General features: G+C 73.9%; 17 protein-coding genes. 11 read left to right on the plus strand and 6 right to left on the minus strand.

Annotated elements, in window-relative coordinates:
* The first annotated feature begins 55 nt into the window (after positions 1-55).
* A complete protein-coding gene (locus AB0Q96_RS28060) occupies positions 56-820 on the plus strand; it encodes a class I SAM-dependent methyltransferase (protein ID WP_365330179.1) in 765 nt (254 codons plus the stop codon).
* Positions 821-897: 77 nt separating this feature from the next.
* Here the strand turns inward: AB0Q96_RS28060 and AB0Q96_RS28065 are convergent, their stop codons facing one another.
* From AB0Q96_RS28065 to AB0Q96_RS28075, 3 genes are read right to left on the minus strand one after another with little or no spacing between them, the layout of a single operon-like run.
* A complete protein-coding gene (locus tag AB0Q96_RS28065; RefSeq protein WP_365330181.1) occupies positions 898-1,665 on the minus strand; it encodes an amino acid ABC transporter ATP-binding protein in 768 nt (255 codons plus the stop codon).
* Positions 1,662-2,612, minus strand: coding sequence for an amino acid ABC transporter permease (locus AB0Q96_RS28070; RefSeq protein ID WP_365330183.1), 951 nt, complete (start codon positions 2,610-2,612; stop codon positions 1,662-1,664). Before AB0Q96_RS28070 ends, AB0Q96_RS28065 begins: the two co-directional genes overlap by 4 nt.
* Positions 2,613-2,641: 29 nt before the next feature.
* A complete protein-coding gene (locus tag AB0Q96_RS28075; RefSeq protein WP_365330185.1) occupies positions 2,642-3,607 on the minus strand; it encodes an ABC transporter substrate-binding protein in 966 nt (321 codons plus the stop codon).
* 535 nt (positions 3,608-4,142) lie between these two features.
* On the opposite strand from AB0Q96_RS28075, the gene AB0Q96_RS28080 reads away from it, so the two are divergent.
* From AB0Q96_RS28080 to AB0Q96_RS28090, 3 genes are all read left to right on the plus strand, one after another.
* Positions 4,143-5,354, plus strand: coding sequence for an NADP-dependent malic enzyme (locus AB0Q96_RS28080; RefSeq protein ID WP_365330187.1), 1,212 nt, complete (start codon positions 4,143-4,145; stop codon positions 5,352-5,354).
* 153 nt (positions 5,355-5,507) lie between these two features.
* Positions 5,508-6,473 (plus strand): zinc-binding dehydrogenase, encoded by a 966-nt coding sequence (locus AB0Q96_RS28085; protein ID WP_365330189.1) that lies wholly within the window; start codon positions 5,508-5,510, stop codon positions 6,471-6,473.
* A 79-nt stretch (positions 6,474-6,552) separates the two neighbouring features.
* Positions 6,553-7,971, plus strand: a complete 1,419-nt coding sequence (locus AB0Q96_RS28090; RefSeq protein WP_365330191.1) for a cellulase family glycosylhydrolase — start codon at positions 6,553-6,555, stop codon at positions 7,969-7,971.
* Between the two features lie 26 nt (positions 7,972-7,997).
* On the opposite strand, the gene AB0Q96_RS28095 is transcribed toward AB0Q96_RS28090, so the two are convergent.
* Together AB0Q96_RS28095 and AB0Q96_RS28100 are read right to left on the minus strand one after the other, a co-directional pair.
* Entirely contained in the window at positions 7,998-9,131 is a 1,134-nt protein-coding gene (locus AB0Q96_RS28095) for a helix-turn-helix transcriptional regulator (protein WP_365330193.1), read from the minus strand.
* Between the two features lies 1 nt (position 9,132).
* Positions 9,133-10,011 (minus strand): DUF4097 family beta strand repeat-containing protein, encoded by an 879-nt coding sequence (locus AB0Q96_RS28100; protein WP_365330194.1) that lies wholly within the window; start codon positions 10,009-10,011, stop codon positions 9,133-9,135.
* 193 nt (positions 10,012-10,204) lie between these two features.
* On the opposite strand from AB0Q96_RS28100, the gene AB0Q96_RS28105 reads away from it, so the two are divergent.
* A complete protein-coding gene (locus AB0Q96_RS28105; protein WP_365330196.1) occupies positions 10,205-11,044 on the plus strand; it encodes a hypothetical protein in 840 nt (279 codons plus the stop codon).
* Positions 11,045-11,080: 36 nt separating this feature from the next.
* Here AB0Q96_RS28105 and AB0Q96_RS28110 read toward each other — a convergent pair whose 3' ends face one another.
* A complete protein-coding gene (locus tag AB0Q96_RS28110) occupies positions 11,081-11,266 on the minus strand; it encodes a DUF6104 family protein (RefSeq protein ID WP_037674049.1) in 186 nt (61 codons plus the stop codon).
* 105 nt (positions 11,267-11,371) lie between these two features.
* On the opposite strand from AB0Q96_RS28110, the gene AB0Q96_RS28115 reads away from it, so the two are divergent.
* The 6 genes from AB0Q96_RS28115 (at position 11,372) to AB0Q96_RS28140 (ending at position 20,194) form a co-directional block, all read left to right on the plus strand.
* Positions 11,372-11,845, plus strand: coding sequence for a CU044_2847 family protein (locus tag AB0Q96_RS28115; RefSeq protein WP_365330198.1), 474 nt, complete (start codon positions 11,372-11,374; stop codon positions 11,843-11,845).
* Complete coding sequence (locus AB0Q96_RS28120; protein WP_365330200.1) at positions 11,842-13,941, plus strand: trypsin-like peptidase domain-containing protein; 2,100 nt, start codon at positions 11,842-11,844, stop codon at positions 13,939-13,941. Before AB0Q96_RS28115 ends, AB0Q96_RS28120 begins: the two co-directional genes overlap by 4 nt.
* Positions 13,942-14,302: 361 nt before the next feature.
* The gene (locus tag AB0Q96_RS28125) at positions 14,303-15,316 is read left to right on the plus strand and encodes a MoxR family ATPase (protein WP_365330202.1); all 1,014 of its coding nucleotides are present in this window, start codon (positions 14,303-14,305) and stop codon (positions 15,314-15,316) included.
* A 7-nt stretch (positions 15,317-15,323) separates the two neighbouring features.
* Entirely contained in the window at positions 15,324-18,461 is a 3,138-nt protein-coding gene (locus AB0Q96_RS28130; RefSeq protein WP_365330204.1) for an SAV_2336 N-terminal domain-related protein, read from the plus strand.
* 158 nt (positions 18,462-18,619) lie between these two features.
* Complete coding sequence (locus AB0Q96_RS28135) at positions 18,620-18,841, plus strand: hypothetical protein (RefSeq protein WP_365330206.1); 222 nt, start codon at positions 18,620-18,622, stop codon at positions 18,839-18,841.
* Between the two features lie 75 nt (positions 18,842-18,916).
* Complete coding sequence (locus AB0Q96_RS28140; protein ID WP_365330208.1) at positions 18,917-20,194, plus strand: HEXXH motif-containing putative peptide modification protein; 1,278 nt, start codon at positions 18,917-18,919, stop codon at positions 20,192-20,194.
* The last annotated feature ends 12 nt before the right edge of the window (positions 20,195-20,206 follow it).

Raw genomic sequence — 20,206 nt, forward strand, 5'->3', positions numbered from 1 at the left:
AGCGTAAGTGACGCTTTTCCTTTGAGGGTATTACGTCGAGGGCGAGGGTGGAGCGATGACGGACGCGGCGGTGACCGGAACCGACTGGGCGGCCTGGCAGCGGAGCTGGGACCGCCAGCAGGAGTGGTACATGCCGGACCGTGAGGAGCGGTTCCGCGTCATGCTCGACATGGTCGAGGCGCTGGTGGGACCGGAGCCCCGCGTCCTCGACCTCGCCTGCGGTACGGGAAGTATTACGGACCGGCTGCTCCGTCGGTTCCCGAAGGCGACCAGCACCGGTGTCGACCTCGACCCCGCCCTGCTCGCCATCGCCGAGGGGTACTTCGCCGGCGACGAACGGGTGAGCTTCGTGACCGCCGACCTCAAGGACCCCCAGTGGGCCGCCGCGCTGCCCCACGACACGTACGACGCCGTGCTCACCGCCACCGCCCTCCACTGGCTGCACAGCGAGCCGCTGGCCGGCCTGTACGGGCAGCTGGCGGGGCTCGTGCGGGGTGGCGGGGTGTTCATGAACGCCGACCACATGATCGACCAGGACACTCCCCGCATCAACGCCGCCGAGCGGGCCCGGCGGCACGCCCGGATGGCCGAGGCCAAGGCCGCCGGTGCGGTCGACTGGGCCGACTGGTGGGCGCTCGCCGCGCAGGACCCCGTCCTCGCCGGGCCCACCGCGCGCCGCTTCGAGATCTACGGGGAGCACGCCGACGGCGACATGCCCGCGCCCCGCTGGCACGCCGACGCCCTGCGCTCCGCCGGTTTCGGTGAGGCCCGGGCCGTCTGGGCCTCGCCCTCGGACACGCTGATGCTCGCCGTGCGCTGAGCGGCGGCCGGGGAGCGGGAAGGGGCGGTGCGGGCTCGTGCCCGTACCGCCCCTTCCCGTTCACGCCGTCCGTGCCGCTACAGCACCTTCGACAGGAACGCCTTCGTCCGGTCGTGCTGCGGGTTGCCGAGGACGTCCCTCGGGTGGCCCGACTCGACGACCACGCCGCCGTCCATGAAGACCAGCGAGTCGCCGACCTCGCGGGCGAAGCCCATCTCGTGCGTCACGACGATCATCGTCATGCCCGACTCGGCCAGGTCCCGCATGACGTCGAGGACGTCGCCCACGAGCTCCGGGTCGAGGGCCGAGGTCGGCTCGTCGAAGAGCATCAGCTTCGGCTCCATCGCCAGCGCGCGGGCGATGGCCACGCGCTGCTGCTGGCCGCCGGAGAGCTGCGAGGGGTAGTTCCCCTTCTTGTCGCCGAGGCCGACCCGGTCGAGCAGGCGCTCGGCGCGCTCGCGCGCCACCGCCTTGGACTCGCCCTTGACCTGGATGGGCGCCTCCATGACGTTGGCCAGGGCCGTCATGTGGGGGAACAGGTTGAAGCGCTGGAAGACCATGCCGATGTCCCGGCGCTGGGCCGCGACCTCGCTGTCCTTCAGCTCGTACAGCTTGTCGCCCTTCTGGCGGTAGCCGACGAGCTGGCCGTCGACCGAGAGCCGGCCGCCGTCGATGCGCTCCAGGTGGTTGATGCAGCGAAGGAAGGTCGACTTGCCGGAGCCGGACGGCCCGACCAGACAGAACACCTCGCCGTTCTGCACCTCCAGGTCGATGCCCCGGAGGATGTGAGCGGCGCCGTAGGACTTGTGGACGCCTTCGGCCTTGACCATGGGCTGACCGGTCATCGGGTCGCCTCCGGGGAACGCTTGAACGTGACGAGGTTCTTCTTGACGCGCTGCCACGGAGTGGCAGGCAGGTTGCGCGTGGAGCCGCGGGCGAAGCGGCGCTCCAGGTAGTACTGCCCGACGCTGAACACGCTGGTCAGGGCGAGGTACCAGATGGAGGCCACGAAGAGCATCTCCATCACGGCGCCGGCCGTGGTGCCGATGTTCGACGACGCGCGTAGCAGCTCGGTGTACTGGACTGCGGAGACCAGGGACGAGGTCTTCAACATGTTGATGAACTCGTTGCCCGTCGGGGGCACGATGACGCGCATGGCCTGCGGCAGCACGACCCGCCACATGGTCTTCGTCTGCGACATGCCGAGCGCGTGGGCGGCCTCGGTCTGGCCCTCGTCGACCGACTGGATGCCGGCGCGGACGATCTCCGCCATGTACGCGCCCTCGTTGAGGCCGAGGCCCAGGAGCGCGACCATGAACGGCGTCATGACGTCGACGGTCTCGTTCTTGTAGATCGGTCCGAGGTTGATGTACTCGAAGATCAGCGAGAGGTTGAACCAGACCAGCAGCTGCACGTAGACCGGGGTGCCGCGGAAGAACCAGATGTACAGCCAGGCGACCGCGCCGGTGACGGGGTTCTTCGACAGGCGCATGACGGCGAAGAGGACGCCGAGCACCAGGCCGAGCGCCATCGAGGCGACGCTGATGATGACCGTGTTCTTCAGGCCGTCCAGGACGGACGTGTCGAAGAGCTTGTCCCACACCGTGGCCCAGATGATGTTGCCCTGGGAGAAGGCGTAGACGAGCCAGCCGAGGAGCGCGACCACCACGACGGCGCTGATCCAGCGGCCGTAGTGCCGTACGGGGATGGCCTTGATGGCCTCGTACGGCGTACCCGAGGGGCCAGGACCGGCCGGAGCGGCGGCCGGGTCCTTGGAGATCTTGTCAGTCATGACGACTGCCCTTCAGTGGAGCGAGGAGGTCACTTGCCGGCGTTGATCGTCGCCGACTGCACGGCGCTGCCCTCGACGTTCCACTTCTTCAGGGCGGCGGCGTAGGAGCCGTCCTTGATGCTCGCGTCGAGCGCTTCCTTGATGGCGTCGCGCAGCTGCGTCTTGTCCTTGGAGACGCCGATGCCGAAGAGGCCGACGTCGCTCTGGCTGCCGACGACCTCGAAGTCGTTGCCGCCGCCCGAGGTCTTCGCGATGTACGCGGCCACCGGGTAGTCGTTCAGGTCGGCGACGGCGCCGCCGGCCTTGACGCGGGTCTGCGCCTCGGCGTCGGTGTCGAAGGCCTGGATGGTGAGCTTCTTGGCGCCGCACTTGGTGGCCTGGGCCTTGAAGGTGTCCTCGTAGATCGTGCCGCGCTGGACGGCGACGGTCTTGCCGCACAGGTCGTCGAGGGAGTTGACGCCCTGCGGGTTGCCCTTCTTGACCAGCAGGGAGACGCCGGAGCTGAAGTAGTCGACGAAGTCGATGCCCTTGCCGATCTTCTTCCCGTTGTCGTCCAGGCCCTCCTGGCGCTTCTTGTTGTCCGTCATCGAGGACATGATCAGGTCCTGGCGGCCGGTGTAGACCGAGGTGATCAGGCCGTCGAAGGTGCCCGAGGTGAACTGGAAGTCCACGCCGAGCTGCTTGCTCAGCGCCTGCGCGATGTCGGGGTCGACACCGACGATCTTGCCCTCCTCGGTGAACTCCATCGGAGCGTACGAGGCGTCCGTGCCGACCTTGATGACGCCGGCCTTCTGGATGTCCGCCGGCAGCTTCGAGAAGAGCGGGGCCTTGCTGGAGCCGGCGGAGGAGGAGCCGCCCTCCTTGGTGGTGCCGCTGTTGGTCTGGTCACCGCAGGCGGTCAGCAGCATGGAGCCGGCGACCGCGATGGCGGCGACCGCGGCAAGACGGGAGGTGCGGGTCTTGGCGGTCGTACAGCGCGTGGAGCGTGCGGTCATGGTCGGGTTCCTCCGGCGTTGAGGGAGTTGCCATAGGTCGCGCACGCACCTTCGAGTGCCGCGACCTCGTGTGATTACGGCATCTTGCCATTCGGACCGCCTCAAACCGACGGCCACGGATGTCAAAATCGGGTAACGGGTCATTGCCGAATCCCGGTGACCAGATGCCCCAAGGCAGAACCTTCTGCGGGAAGTCATTCCCCGTACCGAAAATTATCCCGCCGATCTCGCCATTCGGACGATACGAAGGCCGCTATTCGGGTGGGGAATACATCTTTCCGGACATCGCGTGACGTGTCGTTCTCCGTCCGTACCCGGTAGCGCTCGGTATGAGTCGCGTCACCGAGGCAGTATGGACTCGTCTCCGGACCCGTCCGTCCGGTAAGAAGGATCCTTACACCCCTCATCCGGGGCTCAGGGCGCGTTGTGCGGCGCGCCCGCGCGGCTGCCAGACACGGCGGCTGCGGGACCCACCCACCCCTCCTCATCCAGGAGCGGCAACCCTCAAATGAAGAAGACTTAAGGGGTCAACCCAATGGCAGCGGAGATCGTCAATCCTCGCAGCGACAGCGGTACGGAAGGGGCTCCCGGCGAGCCCTTCGATCCGGCCTTCGCGCTGCACCGCGGCGGCAAGATGGCCATCACGGCCACCGTGCCGCTCCGCGACAAGGACGACCTGTCCCTCGCGTACACGCCCGGCGTCGCCAAGGTGTGCACCGCGATCGCAGAGAACCCCGAGCTGGTCAACGACTACACCTGGAAGTCCCAGGTCGTCGCGGTCGTGACCGACGGCACGGCGGTGCTCGGACTCGGCGACATCGGCCCGGAGGCCTCGCTTCCGGTCATGGAGGGGAAGGCCATCCTCTTCAAGCAGTTCGGAGGCGTGGACGCGGTGCCGATCGCGCTCGCCACCACCGACACCGACGAGATCGTCGAGACCGTCGTCCGGCTCGCCCCCTCCTTCGGCGGCGTGAACCTGGAGGACATCTCGGCGCCGCGGTGCTTCGAGATCGAGCGCAAGCTGCAGGAGCGGCTCGACATCCCGGTCTTCCACGACGACCAGCACGGCACCGCCATCGTCACCCTCGCCGCGCTCCGCAACGCGGCGAAGCTGACCGGCCGGACCCTCGGCGAGCTGCGCGCGGTCATCTCCGGCGCCGGCGCGGCCGGTGTGGCCATCGCCAAGTTCCTGCTGGAGGCGGGCCTCGGCGACGTCTGCGTGACGGACCGCAAGGGCATCGTCAGCAGCGACCGCGGCGACCTCACCGACGTCAAGCGCGAGATCGCCGGGCTCACCAACAAGGCCGGTCTGACCGGCTCCCTGGAGGACGCGCTGGCCGGCGCGGACGTCTTCATCGGCGTCTCCGGCGGTACGGTCCCCGAGGCCGCGGTCGCGTCCATGGCGCCGAACGCCTTCGTGTTCGCCATGGCCAACCCGAACCCCGAGGTCCACCCGGACGTCGCGCACAAGTACGCGGCGGTCGTGGCCACCGGCCGTTCGGACTACCCGAACCAGATCAACAACGTCCTCGCGTTCCCCGGCATCTTCGCCGGCGCGCTCCAGGTCCGGGCCTCCCGGATCACCGAGGGCATGAAGATCGCCGCCGCGAACGCGATCGCGGACGTCGTGGGCGACGCGCTCGCCGCCGACTGCGTGATCCCGTCGCCGTTCGACGAGCGGGTCGCCCCCGCCGTCGCGACCGCGGTCGCCGCCGCCGCCCGCGCGGAGGGCGTCGCCCGCCGCTGACGCGTCACCGTCGCGTCACCAGGCCGGTGAGAGGGCCCCGTACAGGCGTACGGGGCCCTTTCGCCTACCCGGACGGCGGTGCGCCGCCGAGGGACGCGCGTCACACCTGTGCCTGGTTCCGTGGGCTCCCCGTCGGCCCCTAAGGTCAGCCCCATGTTCGCCGCCTACGCTGCCCGAATCGACCGCGACCGGCCCCTCGACGGCCTCGAACTGGGGGAACTCCCCGAGCCCGAGACGCGGCCCGGCTGGACCACCGTCACCGTCAAGGCCGCCTCGCTCAACCACCACGACCTGTGGTCGCTGCGCGGGGTCGGACTGCCCGAGGGGAGGCTGCCGATGATCCTCGGCTGCGACGCCGCCGGGATCGACGAGCACGGCAACGAGGTCGTGCTCCACTCCGTCATCGGCCAGACCGGCCACGGCGTCGGCCCGGACGAGCCGCGCTCGATCCTGACCGAGCGCTACCAGGGCACCTTCGCCGAGCGGGTCACCGTGCCCAGCTGGAACGTGCTGCCGAAGCCGAAGGAGCTCTCCTTCGAGGAGGCCGCCTGCCTCCCCACCGCCTGGCTCACGGCCTACCGCATGCTCTTCACCAACGCCGGTGTACGGCCCGGGGACTCGGTCCTCGTGCAGGGTGCGGGCGGCGGCGTCGCCACGGCCGCCATCGCGCTCGGCAAGGCCGCCGGCCTGCGGGTCTACGCGACCAGCCGGGACGAGGCCAAGCGCAAGCGGGCCGTCGAGCTCGGCGCCGTCGAGGCGTACGAGCCGGGGGCGCGGCTGCCCCGGCGGGTGGACGCCGTCATCGAGACGGTCGGCGCCGCCACCTGGTCGCATTCGGTCAAGTCGCTGCGCCCGGGCGGCACGCTCGTCATCTCCGGCGCCACCAGCGGCGACCGGCCCGACCACGCCGAACTGACCCGGATCTTCTTCCTGGAGCTGAAGGTGGTCGGCTCCACCATGGGCTCGAAGGACGAGCTGGAGGACCTGCTCTCGTTCTGCGCGACCACCGGCCTGCGCCCGGTGATCGACGAGGTGCTGCCGCTCGACCGGGCGCGCGAGGGCTTCGAGAAGATGGCCTCGGGCGAACTCTTCGGAAAGATCGTCCTGACGACCTCTTGATGACTCGCCAGTAGTACTGATGGGATCTCCGGCACGCGAAACGTGAACAATGCTCACCTCATCGTGCCGGAGGCACCCCTTGCTGCGCTCCACCCTCATGGCGACCGCCGTCGTCGCCGCGCTCCTCGCCCCGACGACCGCCCACGCCGTCCCGGACGCCCCGTCAGGCGCCCTGACCGGCGCCGCACTCGGCTCCACCGCGAGCGGGGACGGGATACCCGCCCTCACCGACGCCCAGGGCCGCACCCTCGAACTGCGGGGCTGGAACCTGGCGGACAAGTCCCACAGCGGTGACCAGGCCCTCAGCGGCATCACCGAGCGCTCCTTCCGCGACATGCGGGCCAAGGGCTTCAACTTCGCCCGCCTGCTGGTCTTCTGGGACGACCTGGAGCCGCGGCCCGGCCAGTACAGCCAGGCCTACCTGCGGAAGATCGACCGGGTCCTGGGCTGGGCCCGGAAGTACGACGTGAAGGTCGTCCTCGACGCCCACCAGGACGTCTTCGGGCCCGCGTTCGGCTCCCGGGGCATCCCCGCGTGGGCGACCAGGACCGACGGACTGCCCTTCACCCCGCACCCCGACGACTGGTTCTCCGAGTACTTCGAGCCCGCCGTGCAGCGCGCCTTCACCCACCTCTACGAGGACGCCGACCTGCGCCGCGCCCAGGCCCGCATGTGGCGGGTGCTGGCCGAGCGCTTCCGTGACCACCCGGCCGTCCTCGGCTACGACCCGATCAACGAGCCCATGGGCGAGCTGCGGGAGGGCGAGGACCTGCCGACCGCCGCCCAGCGGATCGAGCGCGAGCAGCTGACCCCGATGTACAACCGGATCGCGGACGCGATCCGGTCGGTCGACCGCGACGGCTGGATCTTCGTCGAACCCACCCCGATCGTGGGCGAGGGCGTGCCGACCGGGCTCGGCCGGATCGACGACCCGAAGATCGTGTACGCGCCGCACTTCTACAACGGCGCGATGGAGGCGGGCGGCGACTACGACCCGGCCGCCCGCTGGATCGAGAACTACGAACAGGCCGTCACCCTCTACCCCAAGCAGTACAAGGTGCCGGTGGTCGTGGGGGAGTGGGGCCCGCTCAACAACTCCCAGCCGAACATGAACCGCTTCTACCGCGAGGCGATGGCCTCGCTCGGTCGCTACAGCTCCGGCTCGGCGGGCTGGGAGTGGTGCTACGGCGCCGGCTACTGCGCGGTGGACGCCACCGGAGCCTTCCGCCCCAACAAGGACCTCACCGCGGAGCCGTACGCGGAGGCCGTCGCGGGCACCGTCCGCTCCTCCTCGTACGACCCGGCCGCGGGCGTCTACCGGCTCACCTACGACTCCCCGACCCGACGGGGCTCCCTCGTCACCGAGCTCTCCCTGCCCCCGGGCGCGTGGCAGGTCGCGGCCCGGGGGAGGGCGTTCGTCTGGCACAAGGCCGGCGGCAGGGCCTGGGTCATCGCGGCCCCCGGCGCCCGGGTGACGGTGACGGTCACCCGGGGCTGAGGGGAGCGGCGGGCCGGGGCCCGGCCTCAGCTCCCCGTGCGGGGGCGCAGGAGCGCGGTGATCTCGGTGGCCGCGCTCGCCAGGTGGCGGCGGGCCTCGGCCAGCTGCTCCCGGTGCACCCCGTGGTCGCGGGCCGCGTCGCGGACCTCGTCGCGGAAGCGGTCGAGGAGCCGGTCCAGCTCGCGGGCCGGCTCGCCCCCCGCCTCTATGTCCGCCGCCCAGTCGGCGGCGGCCCGCTCCGGGCCGCGCGCCCGCTCCGGTCCCGGCGCGTGCCCGGGGGCCGGGGCGTACTCCGCGGCCAGGCCCTCCGGTGCCGGGGTGTGCTCGGGGGAGAGCCGCTTCGACTCCGGGGCGCCCCCGGTGCCCGGGGCCTCCGCCACGGTCAGGGTGTCCCCGGCGGGCGCGGCCCCGCCGGGGACGGCGGCGGCGTCCTCGGCCGGCGCCCGGCCGGGGGTGGTGCCGGGGGCGGGGGCGGTGGGCTGGTCCGGGTCGGGGGCCCGGCGGGGGGCCTTGTCGTGGGAGGCGCCCGTCACCAGGTCGCCCAGCTGGGCCGTGATGTCCGAGATGCCCTTCCAGACGTCCTTCGGCCACTCGCCGCGCGACACCTGCTCCTGGACCTGCTCCTGCACCTGCCGGGCGATCCGCTGGAACTCCTTCGCCTGGCGCTTGGCCGACTGCGCCTCCGCGCGGGCCTGGCGGGTCTGCTCCCGCCACTCCTGCCGGGCCCGGCGCAGCTCCTCCTTGGCGTCGGCGAACGAGGACGACTCCTTGGTGCGGGACGCGCTCGCCGCGGCCCGCATCTCGTTGCGCAGCTTGCCCGCGGCGCCGCGGACGTCGTCGCGGATCTCGGCGGCCAGCTCGGAGACGGACTCCCGGATCTCCACCTCCAGGTCGGCCAGCTCGCCGCTCCGGCCGGCCAGCTCGGCGCGGCCCGCGTCGGTGATCGAGTAGACCTTGCGGCCGCCCTCGGTGGCATGGGTGACCAGGCCCTCGGCCTCCAGCTTGGCGAGCCTCGGGTAGACCGTGCCCGCGGAGGGCGCGTACAGCCCCTGGAAGCGCTCCTCCAGGAGGCGGATCACCTCGTACCCGTGCCGGGGCGCCTCGTCGAGCAGCTTGAGCAGGTAGAGGCGGAGTCGGCCGTGGGCGAAGACGGGCGGCATGTCAGAGGGCCTTTCCGGACGCGGAGGGGGTGGCGGCGGTCCAGCCGTCGCCGTCGGGCTCGGGCTCGGGACGGCGCAGCAGGGCGATGGAGCCGGAGACCGTGGTGGCCCGCACCGTGCCCCGGCCGGCGCCGAGGGTGCCGGTGATGGACTTGGTGCCCCACTGGCCGCCCACCCGCAGGTCCTCGAACGCGTTGGAGACGCCGCCGCTGGTCGTGCTCGCCTCGACCGTGGCGTCCGTCGGGTGCGGCAGCCGGATGGCGACCTCGCCGGAGACGCTGGTGAGGCGGATGTCGGCGGGCGGCCCGTCGAGGCCCGCGGCCGGGTCGAGGTCGACGACCATGTCGCCGCTGACCGTCTCGGCCTTCACCGCGGTGCCCGCGCCCTCGAACACGGTGACGTCCCCGGTCACCGAGTTGACCCGGAGCGCGCCGGTGACGGACTGGGCCTCCAGATTCCCCGAGACGGTCTCGGCGCGGACCGGGCCGGAGAGCTTGACCAGGGTGGTGTCGCCGGTGACCCCGCGGACCTCCGTGCGTCCTCTGATGCCGGAGATCACGGCCTCGGCGCCGATCACCCCCACCTCGACGTCGGCGCCCGCGGGAACGGCGACGGAGACGACGGCCCGGCGCCGGTGGCCCTTGGGGTCGAGCCACTTGAGGAAGCCCTTCCAGTGCAGGTCCTCGTAGCTCACGGTCAGCGTGGAGCCCTCCTGGCTCACGATCAGCGGGGGGCCCTCGATCTCGGAGATCTCCAGGCGGGCGGAACTCTCGTCGGTGCCCACGACGTTGACCGTGCCGTTGACGACGCGGATCTGGAGCCGGGTCACGGGATCGGTCAGCGGAAGCTTCCGCGGCTCGGTGACGGACCACTCTGTCATGGTGCTTGCCTCCCGTGTGTGGGCTCTCGACTCCGGATGATCCGCGACGCAACATATCGCGTATCTCGATAGACACGATATATCGCGGTAGGGTCACGTCAACCCTGAATCACCCCTGACAGGGATCGGCGAGGGGTGCGTCGCGGCGGGCATTCACCGCCGTACACGGACAAATTGCCCTAGCGTAGGGGCCATGAACGCCACATCGGGATCCCGCCCCGCCGGAGCGCTGCTGCTCTGCCGTGCCGAGCCCTCGGCGGTCCGCCCGCCGGCCCAACTGCTCAGGGAGGGGCTGCTCCTCGCCCCCGCGGGACCCGAATGGAGCGTCCTCGTACCGGAGGGGAAGCCCTGGCTCGACGACGGCGAGCCCGTCGAACGGGTCGTCACCGGCTGGGCCACCGCCCTCGCCGTCTCCGCCGCCACCTGGCCCGTCCTCGCCCTGTGGTGGGACGCGGAACGCGCCGGGTTCACCCTCGCCGCCGGGTTCCGCAGGACCGTCGGCTACACCTGGCTCGCCGACGGGACGCCCGTCGGCGAGGACGAGGCCATGCGCACCTTCGCCGCCCGCCTCGACCTCGACCCGGTCCTCGACGTCCAGGCCCTCGAACCGCTCACCCGGCCCGACCCCGACGCCGACGCGCACGCGCGGCTCGTCGGCATCACGGCCGTCCTCACCCGCGCCGGACTCGCCCTGCCCACCGGCCTCACCCCCGGCGAGAGCGCCGACCGGCTGCGCTCCGTGGCCCGCGTCCAGGGTGCCGAACCCCTCGAATGGCACGGCTGGCGCGATGCCGTACGCGCCGAGCTCGACGCCGTGGAGGGCGGCCGCCTCGGCCCGTACCTGCGCGGCCCGAAGGCCCGGCTCCTGGGCGCGGCCCAGCTCGCGGCCGGAGTGCCGCTGCTCGCTCTGGGGGTCTCCCGCCGCAGCGGCGGCTGGGTGACGGCCGGTGTGCTCCTGGTCGCCCACGGGGCGCTCGGGCTCGCCTACGACCGGCTGCGCGGCGACACCCCCCAGGGGGGTGTCCTGCCCTGATCCGCCGGACCGGCCCACGGCCCGCCCGGCACGCGCTCACTCCTCGTCGTCGTCCTCGTCGTCGAGGCGGGCCAGCCAGGTCGCGAGGCGCTCGACGGGCACCTCGAAGTCGGGGTTGAGGTCGACGAAGGTCCGCAGCTGCTCGGCGAGCCACTCGAAGGTGACCTCCTCCTCGCCGCGCCGCTTCTCCAGTTCCTCGATGCCACGGTCCGTGAAGTACATGCGATCAGAATAGGCCGTGCCGCGACGCCTCCACGGCGTCCCCTGGTCCTCCTCCGCCCCACGCACTAGCCTTCTTCATCATCGTTTCGGGGAGCGGGGGCCGCTGTGACGCATGGAATCGCTCGCATTCGACTGGACGACGGGACGCCCGTCTGGGCCCGGGTCAGCGCCGTGGAGGAGCTGGACCGGGGCAGCGGCTTCCAGGACACCGGCATCGGCTCCATCGGCGACCGGGTCGTCTCCATGGCCGGCGGCCTCACCGACGTCGTGCGCGGGGTGGTCGGCTCGCTGCGCGCGGGCATCGACCCGCAGTCGCCCGTCGAGGTCGCCGTCAGCTTCGGCATCGAACTCTCCGCGCAGGCCGGCAAGGTGATCGGCGTCCTCGCCGACGGCGGCGGCAAGGCCTCCGTGAACGTCTCCCTCACCTGGACCGAGCCGGGCCCCGCGCCCGCCGCGCCGGCCCCCGCCGTCCCGCCGCCCGCCGGCACCGCGCCCACCGTCCCGTCGCCGGCCTCCTCCCCGGAGAACGCCCCCGATACCGGCCCCCGGCGGCCCCCGGCGGCCGATGGCGCCTCATGAGCGCCTTCGACGCTCTCGTGCGCCCCGCACTCGTACGCATCGCCGCTCCCGGTGGCGGGTATGACCCGCACGGCGACCCGTACTGGGGCACGGGCTTCTTCATCGCCCCCGGCTGGGTGCTGACCTGCGCCCACGTCGTGGCGAAAGGGGGGAGCGCGGTGTGGAGGGACGAGCCTGCCGTCGGCATCACCTGGGAGGGCGGCGAGACCACCGGCCGGGTCGTGCTGGCCAAGCCGCGACCCGCCACGCCCGAAGAGGTCCCGGCCCGCTGGGACTTCCCCGACCTCGCCCTCGTCCACGTCCCCGACGCCCAGGGCGCCGCCTGCGTCCGGCTCAGCGAGCGCCCGCCCACCACCCCCAGCCCGATCAGCCTGCACGGCTGGTCCCACCAGACCGGCGAGGTCCGGATCCGGCACGCCGAGGGAGAGGCCCACGCCGTCGACGGCGGCGCGCTCCTGCTGCGCTGGACCCTCCCCGTGGAGGGCGTCTCCGGCGGGCCCGTCGTCGACCTGCGCCGGGGCGCGGTGATCGGCCTCAACAAGGGCCGCGGTCGCGACGAGGGCGCCGCCGTCCCGCTCACCGCCCTGCGCGAGCTCCACGACGTGCCCGGCGGCGAGATCCTCCACGAGGTGCTCCGCGCCCACGACCGGCACCACCTCGACCGCCTGCGCCGCCCGCGCGGCGGACGCACCTGGACCGCCGCGCAGATGGAACTGTGGCCCGCCGCCGCGCGCGGGGTCAGCCCCGTCCGCCGCACCCAGCTGTACGGCCGCTTCGCCGAACTCCCGCCGCCCACCGGACCCGGCGAGGTCATGGCCCTGGTCGACGCCGTCAAGCGCCGGGTCCTCCACCCCGACTACCAGGCCGTCCTGGAGACCGACGCCCGCACCTGGCGCGACGGCGTCGGCCTCCTGCACGAACTCCACGCCACCCAGCAGGAGGGCCGGCCCGGGAGCACCGACCTCGGGCTCGACGCCGTGCTCCTGTACGCGGCGCACGTCGTCCGGCACCTCACCGACCGGTACGGCACCGGGCCGGGCATGGAGGGCCTCGGGCGCCTGGAGGACTGGATCGTCGACGAGTCCGGCGGCGCCCACGGCGCCGTCCAGGAGGAGATCGCCGCGCTCCTCGACCCCGAGGCGCCCCGGAGCGGCGGCACCGACGCGGAGCACGAGGAGCCCGCCGGGCGCCCCGCGCGCGAGGCCGGCGCCCGGGCCGACGTACGCATCGAGGTCGACGACGTCCCCTGGGCGACGCCCCAGCGCTACACCTGGCGCATGATGCTGCTCTTCGACGGGCACACGGTCAGCCCGCTGAGCGGCAACGACGCCGGGGTGGCCCGCGACCAGCTCCAGGACGCCCTGCGCGCCCCCCTCGTGGACGCCCTCCGCCGCGGCGACAGCGGGGACCACCTCGCCGCCGTCGAGGTGGTCCTGCCGCGCGAGCTGTTCGACCTGCCGCTCGACACCTGGCGGCTCACGCCCGAGGAGGAGCACTTCGGCGAGCGCTCCCTCCCGCTCGGCCAGCGCCGGATCGTCGTCCTGCGCGACCGCCACCGCAGCCACCACCCGCCCTCACCCGAGTGGCGGCGGCGCTGGCGGGGCAGCGAGAGCGGCCCGCTGCGCGCCGTGCCGCTGCGCGCCGAGGTCCTCACGGCGGGCGCCGAGGCGCACGCCCCGCACATCCGCAGGGAGAGCCGGATGGGCGCGTACGAGCGGCTCGGCGGGGCCGTCGACGGCAGCGTGCCGGTGTACTGCGGCCCGGTCGGCGGCGGCGACGGCCACCGCGCGATGGACGTGGCGCTCGCCGCCGGGCACCCCATCGCCCTGTGGCGGCACGGCGCGCCCGAGCACGGCGACTGCGCCGAGTTCCACCACAAGGCCGGCAAGCTGCTGGCCGGCGCCGGCTCCGCCGAGGGCCTGCACCAGCCCGTCCGCACCCTGCGCCTCCGCGCCGCCGACCCGGAGGCCGACCCGGGCGAACGGTCCGAGCACGCCTGGGCCGAGGACCTCGCCGTCCTCTACGACCCCCCGGACCGGCCCCCGTTCGACGACCTCCTCCAAGGGCCACCCCTCCTGGGCGAGGCCGACCGGTGAGCGCCACGGGGCGGGCGCGGAGCGCGTCCCCACGCCACCGGACCGCGCCCCCGTCCGCCCGGTTCGCGCGCCCGTCCGCCTGGGTTGCGTCCTCGTCTGCCCGGACCGCGCCCCCGCCCGCCCGGACCGCGTCCCCGTCCGCCCAGCGCGCGCGCCCGCCCGCCCGGGTCGCGTCCTCGCCCGCCCGGATCGCGCCCCCGCCCGCCCGGCGCGCGCACCCGGCGTGCGCGGCCCCCCGTCCGCCCACGTCCCCGGTCCCAACTCGCCCTCAAGCAGACCGATTTGACCATCGGCACAGCGGCCGGTCGAACGGTACCGTCGAAGGGGCCGGTGACATCACCACTGCCAGGAGGAGTCAGGCGTGAACGATTGGCGGATCTACCGTGGTGCCGGCCATCCGCACGACGAGATACGGCGGCTGCCCGCCCCGCCGCCCTGGCGCGACTTCTCCGCCGGAGGCGCGGACGACACCCTCGCCGGCTCCGACCGGCGGCTCGGCGTGCGCCGCAGGCTGGTCCAGAACCACCATCCCCGGCCCGCCGAGACCGACGCAGTCAACGCCGCGCTCTACCTGCGCCGCCCGCTCCTGGTCACCGGCAACCCCGGCACCGGCAAGTCCACCCTCGCCCACGCGGTCGCCCACGAGCTCGGCCTCGGACGGGTGCTGCGCTGGCCCGTCGTCAGCCGCACCACCCTCCAGGACGGCCTCTACCGCTACGACGCCATCGGGCGCCTCCAGGACGTCCAGCTGGAGCGCGCCCGCGCCGACGCGGGCGGCGCCGGCACCGCCGCGAGCCCGGCCGGCATCGGCTCGTACCTGCGGCTCGGCCCGCTCGGCACCGCGCTGCTCCCCTCCGAGCTGCCCCGCGTGCTGCTCATCGACGAGCTGGACAAGAGCGACATCGACCTGCCCAACGACCTTCTGAACGCCCTGGAGGAGGGCGAGTTCGCCATCCCCGAGCTGGAGCGGCTCGCCGACCGCGAACCGGTCGTGGAGGTGCTCACCGACGACGGGCGCAAGGTGCCCGTGTACGGCGGGCGGATCCGCTGCACCACCTTCCCGTTCATCGTCCTCACCTCCAACGGCGAACGGGACTTCCCCGCCGCCCTGCTGCGCCGCTGCATCCGCCTGGAGCTCGAAGCCCCCGGCGAGGAGCAGCTCGGCGCCATGATCGAGGCACACCTCGGCCCCGACGCCGCCGCGGCCGAACCCGCCCTCGTCGACCGCTTCCTCGACCGGGAGCCCGGCGAGGTCATCGCCACCGACCAGCTGCTCAACGCGCTCTACCTGACCCAGCACGCCCCCCGCACCGAGCGGGTGACCCGGGAACGCATCGCGGACATGCTCATGCAGCCGCTCGATCAGCCGAGGTGATGGCCGGATGCACCGGACGAGCCGGATGCACCTGGAAGAACTCACCCGCAGAATGCGGGCCGGCGGCCAGGACCCGACCGCCGAGGAGGTCGCGGACGCCGTCTGGCTCGCCCAGTGGCTGCCGGGAGCCGACCGGGAGGGGCGGCCGGGGGACCGGCCGCCCGGCCCCGGGCTGCCCGAACACCCCGAGGACCGTACGGATCCGGCCATCGGCGACGAGGCCACCGCCGTCCCCGCGGCACCACCCGACGCGAGCGACCCGCCGGCCCGCGCCGCCGAGACGGTCGACCTGCGCATGCGCTACGACCGCACCGGCGCGGGCGGCACCGGCGGGGCCGCCGTGCGCTCCGGCGCCGCCCTGCCCGTCCGCGCCCCCGGCGCCAACGCCCTGCCCGGACTCCTCGGCCTGCAGAAGGCGCTGCGCCCGCTGCGCCACTACGCCGCCCGCTTCCCGGCCCGCCCCGGCGAGGGCCGCCTCGACGAGGACGCCACCGCCGAACACAGCGCCGCCTCCGGCATCCTCACCCCCGTGCTCCGCCCGGCGGCCGGCGTGCGCCCCGACATCCAGCTCCTCATGGACACCGGCCCCGCCATGGTCGTGTGGACCCGCATGGTCGAGGAACTGCGCCAGGCCTGCCAGCAGTCCGGCGCCTTCCGCGACGTCCAGGTGCACCGCCTCTACGACACCGGCGAGGGCCCGCCGCTCGTCACCACCACCTCCGGGCCGGACGGGCGCCCGCGACTCCGCCCCGGCGACCAGCTCCACGACCCCACCGGGCGCCGCCTCACCCTCATCGTCAGCGACTGCGTCGGCCCCCTCTGGCAGCGCGGCGCCGCCCAGCGGCTGATCCACCAGTGGCCCCGCCAGTCCCCGCTCGCCCTCGTCCAGCCGCTGCCCCCACGCCTGTGGTCCCGCACCGCCCTGCCCGTCGAACCCGGCGTCCTGCTGCGCCCCGCCGCTCCCGGCGGGCAGCCGCGCTTCGAGCCCGACGAGGCCCCCTGGGAGCCGGTCGCCCCCGACCTGCGGGCCGTGCCCGTGCTCACCCCCACCCCCGAGGCCTTCGCCTCCTGGGCGCGGCTGCTCACCGGACACGGCGGGGGAGCGGTCCACGGCTGGGCCGCCCGGATAGGCCCGGAGCCCGCGCACCCCGCGTACCCCACGGGCACCGGCGCGCCCCGGAGCGCGCGCCGGGGAGACGAGGAGCTGCTGCGCGCCTTCCGCGCCGGAGCCTCCCCGGGCGCGCTGCGGCTCGCGGTCCACCTCGCCGCCGCCCCGCTCGCCCTGCCCGTGATGCAGCTGGTGCAGCGCGCCATGCTCCCCGACACCGGCCCCATGGAGCTCGCGGAGGTCCTGCTCAGCGGACTGCTCAGACGCCTGCCCGGGCCCACCCCGTACCCCTGCTTCAGCTACCCGCGCGGCGTCCAGGAGCATCTGCTCGGCTCGCTCGACCGGGGTGCCGCGGCGCTCGTCTTGAAGCACGTCTCCGAGTTCGTCGAGCGCAACTTCGGCCAGGGCATGCGCAACTTCCCGGCCCTCGCCGCCGCCCGGCTCGCCGGACACGGCACCGAGGACGAGCCCGCCGCCGTCACCGGGCCCGACGGGGAGCCCCTGGAGCCGGCCGACGCCGAGACGGAGCTCTTCGCCCGCATCCCCGCGCGCGTGCTGCGCTTCTACCAGCCCGACCTCGTCACACCCGACCCGCTCGCCCGCGCCCGCCGGCTCCTCGACCAGTGGCGCGCCCAGTCCGACCCCGCGCTGCTCACCGCCGCCCGGGAACTGGCCGAGGCCGCCCTCGGGGCCGAGGAGCCCGGCGGGCCGGCCGAGGACACCGCGGGCGCCCTCCTCGTCCTCGGCCAGGCGCTGTACGCGCAGGCCGGCACCCTCGCCGTACGGGACGCCGGACAGCGCCAGGAGCTGCTCACCCGGGCCGTCGCCGAGCTCGTACGGGCCGGGGAACTGGCCCCGCCCGGCGCCGCCGCCTGGGCCGAGGCCCGCCTCGAACAGGCCGCCGCCCAGCACGCCCTGTGGCGCCACACGGGTGACACCGCCCGCCTCGACGCGGCCCTCGCCGCGCTCGCCACGGACCCCCGGGGCGCGGCCTCGGACGTGACGGGCTGGCCCGAGAGCCACCGCCCCGCCCTCCTTGTCCGACGGGGGCGCCTGCTCCTCGCCCGGGGCGACGGGACGCCCGCCGCCGCCGCGTTCACCGCCGCGCTGGCGCTCGGCGAGAACGGCCCCGTCCTGCTCGACCTGGCCGACGCCCTCCACCTCGCCGCCTCCGCTCCGGAGACCGTCGCCGCCGCGCTCGACCGGGCCGAGCCGCTGCTCGGGGACTCCACCGCCCTCCGGCTGCGCTGGACCACCGCCAAGGCCCGCCTCCACGAGGCCACCGGCGACGGCCCGGCCGCCGACCAGGCGTACGAACAGGCGACCCTGCTCACCCCCGCCGAGGGCGAACAGCGCGGCCGGCTCCTGATGACCTGGGGCGAGTCCCTGATGCGCCGGGCCGCCGCCGGGACCGGCACCGCGCCCGTCGACCGCGCCGAATCCGTCCTGCGCGAAGCCCTCACCTGCCTGCCCGCCGACGCCGCGGCGCGCTCCCGGGCCCGGATCCTCATCGGCAGCGTGCTCGCCCTGCGCTTCGACCGGGCCGGCTTCCTGCCCGACCTGTACGAGAGCCGCCACCTCCTCGACCAGGCCGTCCGCGCCGCGCGCGAACCCGGACCCCGCGCGGAGGTGTGGCTGCAACTGGGCTGGGTCCGATTCCAGTTGAGCGAGTCCTCGCGGGACGGGCAGCTCGCCGACGCGCTCACCGCCTACCAGCGCGCCGCCGAGGACGCCCGCACCGCCCGCGGCGAGGTCCCCGGCACGATCACCGCGGCCCGCGCGCTGCACGCCCAGGGCGCGGTGCTGTACCTGATGGGCCGCACGGGTCGCGCCTCGAACCTCCTGCGGTCGGCCGCAGGGCAGTGGCGCCGCCTCGACGCGGCCCTCACCCCCGTCGACTGGACGGACGTGGAACGCACCCGGACCCTCCTCGCGGAGGTCGAGGCGAACCCGCGACAGCGGCCCGACCGGCTGACCCGGGAGGACCGGCGCCGGATCGCGCCGCCGTGGTGGGCGTGGGGCGGGGCGGAGGCGTAGACGAGGAGCGCGCGGAAGCGGCGGAAGCGGAACGGCTTGATAACGGGGGCGTGAATGGGCGCAGTTGAGTCGAACGGGTTTCTGAGTTCTTGGCGTCGGGAAGAACCGCTGCGCCGCTACGACCGTGGGGGACAGGCGCCGGTGAGGAGGAGCCGAGAGTGTTGGAGCACATGGAGTGGGTGGCCGATCTCGACCGGGAGGACGGTCGCTCGTCGCACCTGCCCGATCTCACGGCCGTCGACCTGCGGACCTTGCGCTTCATGGACGATCCGGAGCTCGCGACGGCCGTCGACCGGCTGCTGTGGCGGCCCGAGCAACTGGCCGACGCCTGGCCGGAGGGCGCTCTCGCCGACCACGGCGAGGCCTACGGGGTCCACTGACGTCCCGCCCGGTGCGCGGCGCCTGTTTTCGGCCAGAGGCGGAGACGCCCGGGCGGCCCGCGGGAGGCGGCCGGTATGACGCTCGCCGGCCCCCACGCCGCGGCCCTCGCGGAGCTCGCGCGCACGCGCTCCGAGCCGGGCGGCGCCTCGCTGCTGCGCTCCGCCCTGCACGCCCGGCGTCTGTTGCTGCTCAAGGCCCTGCTGGTGCGGGTCCAGCGGAACCGTGACGCCGTCGGCGAGGCGGTGTTCCGGCGCTTCACCGCCTCCTGGCGGCTGCTCGAAGAGGCCGAACGGCGCCACCCCGCCGTCGTCCGGGACCTGCTCGACTACCCGACGACGGGCGGCTGGCTGGCCGCCGCGCTGGCGGAGCCCGTCGGGCCGGGCCTCGACCACCATCTGGCACGGCTCGACGTCCTCGCCGCCACCGCCGCGTTGCGGGCCGGCTGCCCGGTGAACCTCACGGTCGACGCACCCGGCGGCCTCCTCGTGCTGCCCGGGGTCGGGCGGCTGCGCGCCCGGGCGGACCGGATCAGGATCACCTCCCGGTCGCGCGCCGTCCGGCTCCGCCCGGAGGGAGCCGAACGCGCCGCCCCGGCCGTCCTCCTGCTCACCGACCGCCGCACCGGCGCCCTCACCGGCCGGGGCCCCGGCTGGCGCGGCCTGCACGTGCTCAGCGGCTCCGTCGCCCGCCTCGACGACATGGACCCCTATCGCGTGCCGCCCGGCGGCATCGGCAGCCCGCCCCGCGCGGCGACCGATCACGCCGTCACCGACCGGGAGGCCTGGTCCGACCGCTGGCGGTCGGGGCTCGCCCTGCTGGCCGGGACCGACCCCTCCCGGGCCGCCGAGGTGCGCCGCGCGGTGCGGGCGCTCGTGCCCCTCGTGGCCCACGGGCCCGGAGCGTTCGGGGCCACGCTCAGCGCCGCACCCGGAGCCGTGCTGACCTCGTTGCCCTCGGGTGCCCAGGACATGGCGGAGACGCTGGTCCACGAGCTGCACCACAGCAAGCTGGCCACCCTGCACGAGCTCGTGCCGCTCTACGGGCCGGGGCAGGCGGCCGTGCACAGGGTCGGCTGGCGTGCCGAGCCCCGGCCCATCTCCGGGGTCCTGCACGGCGCCTACGCCCACCTGGCGCTGACCGACCTGTGGCGCGGCGCGGCGGCCGCCGAACGGCTCCCCGGGCCCTGGCGGGCACGTGCCGGTCAGCAGTTCGACCGTATCCACGATCAGGTGGGTGAAGCCTTGGCGATCCTGCTTGAATCAGATGAACTGACCACTGAGGGACGGAAGTTCGCCCATCAGATGCGGCGGCACCACGCGAGCCTGAGAGCGGCCCCGAGGGCGGCTGGGTAACACTGTGCCCAC

The organism is Streptomyces sp. NPDC093111, assembly GCF_040683955.1.
GTDB lineage: Bacteria > Actinomycetota > Actinomycetes > Streptomycetales > Streptomycetaceae > Streptomyces.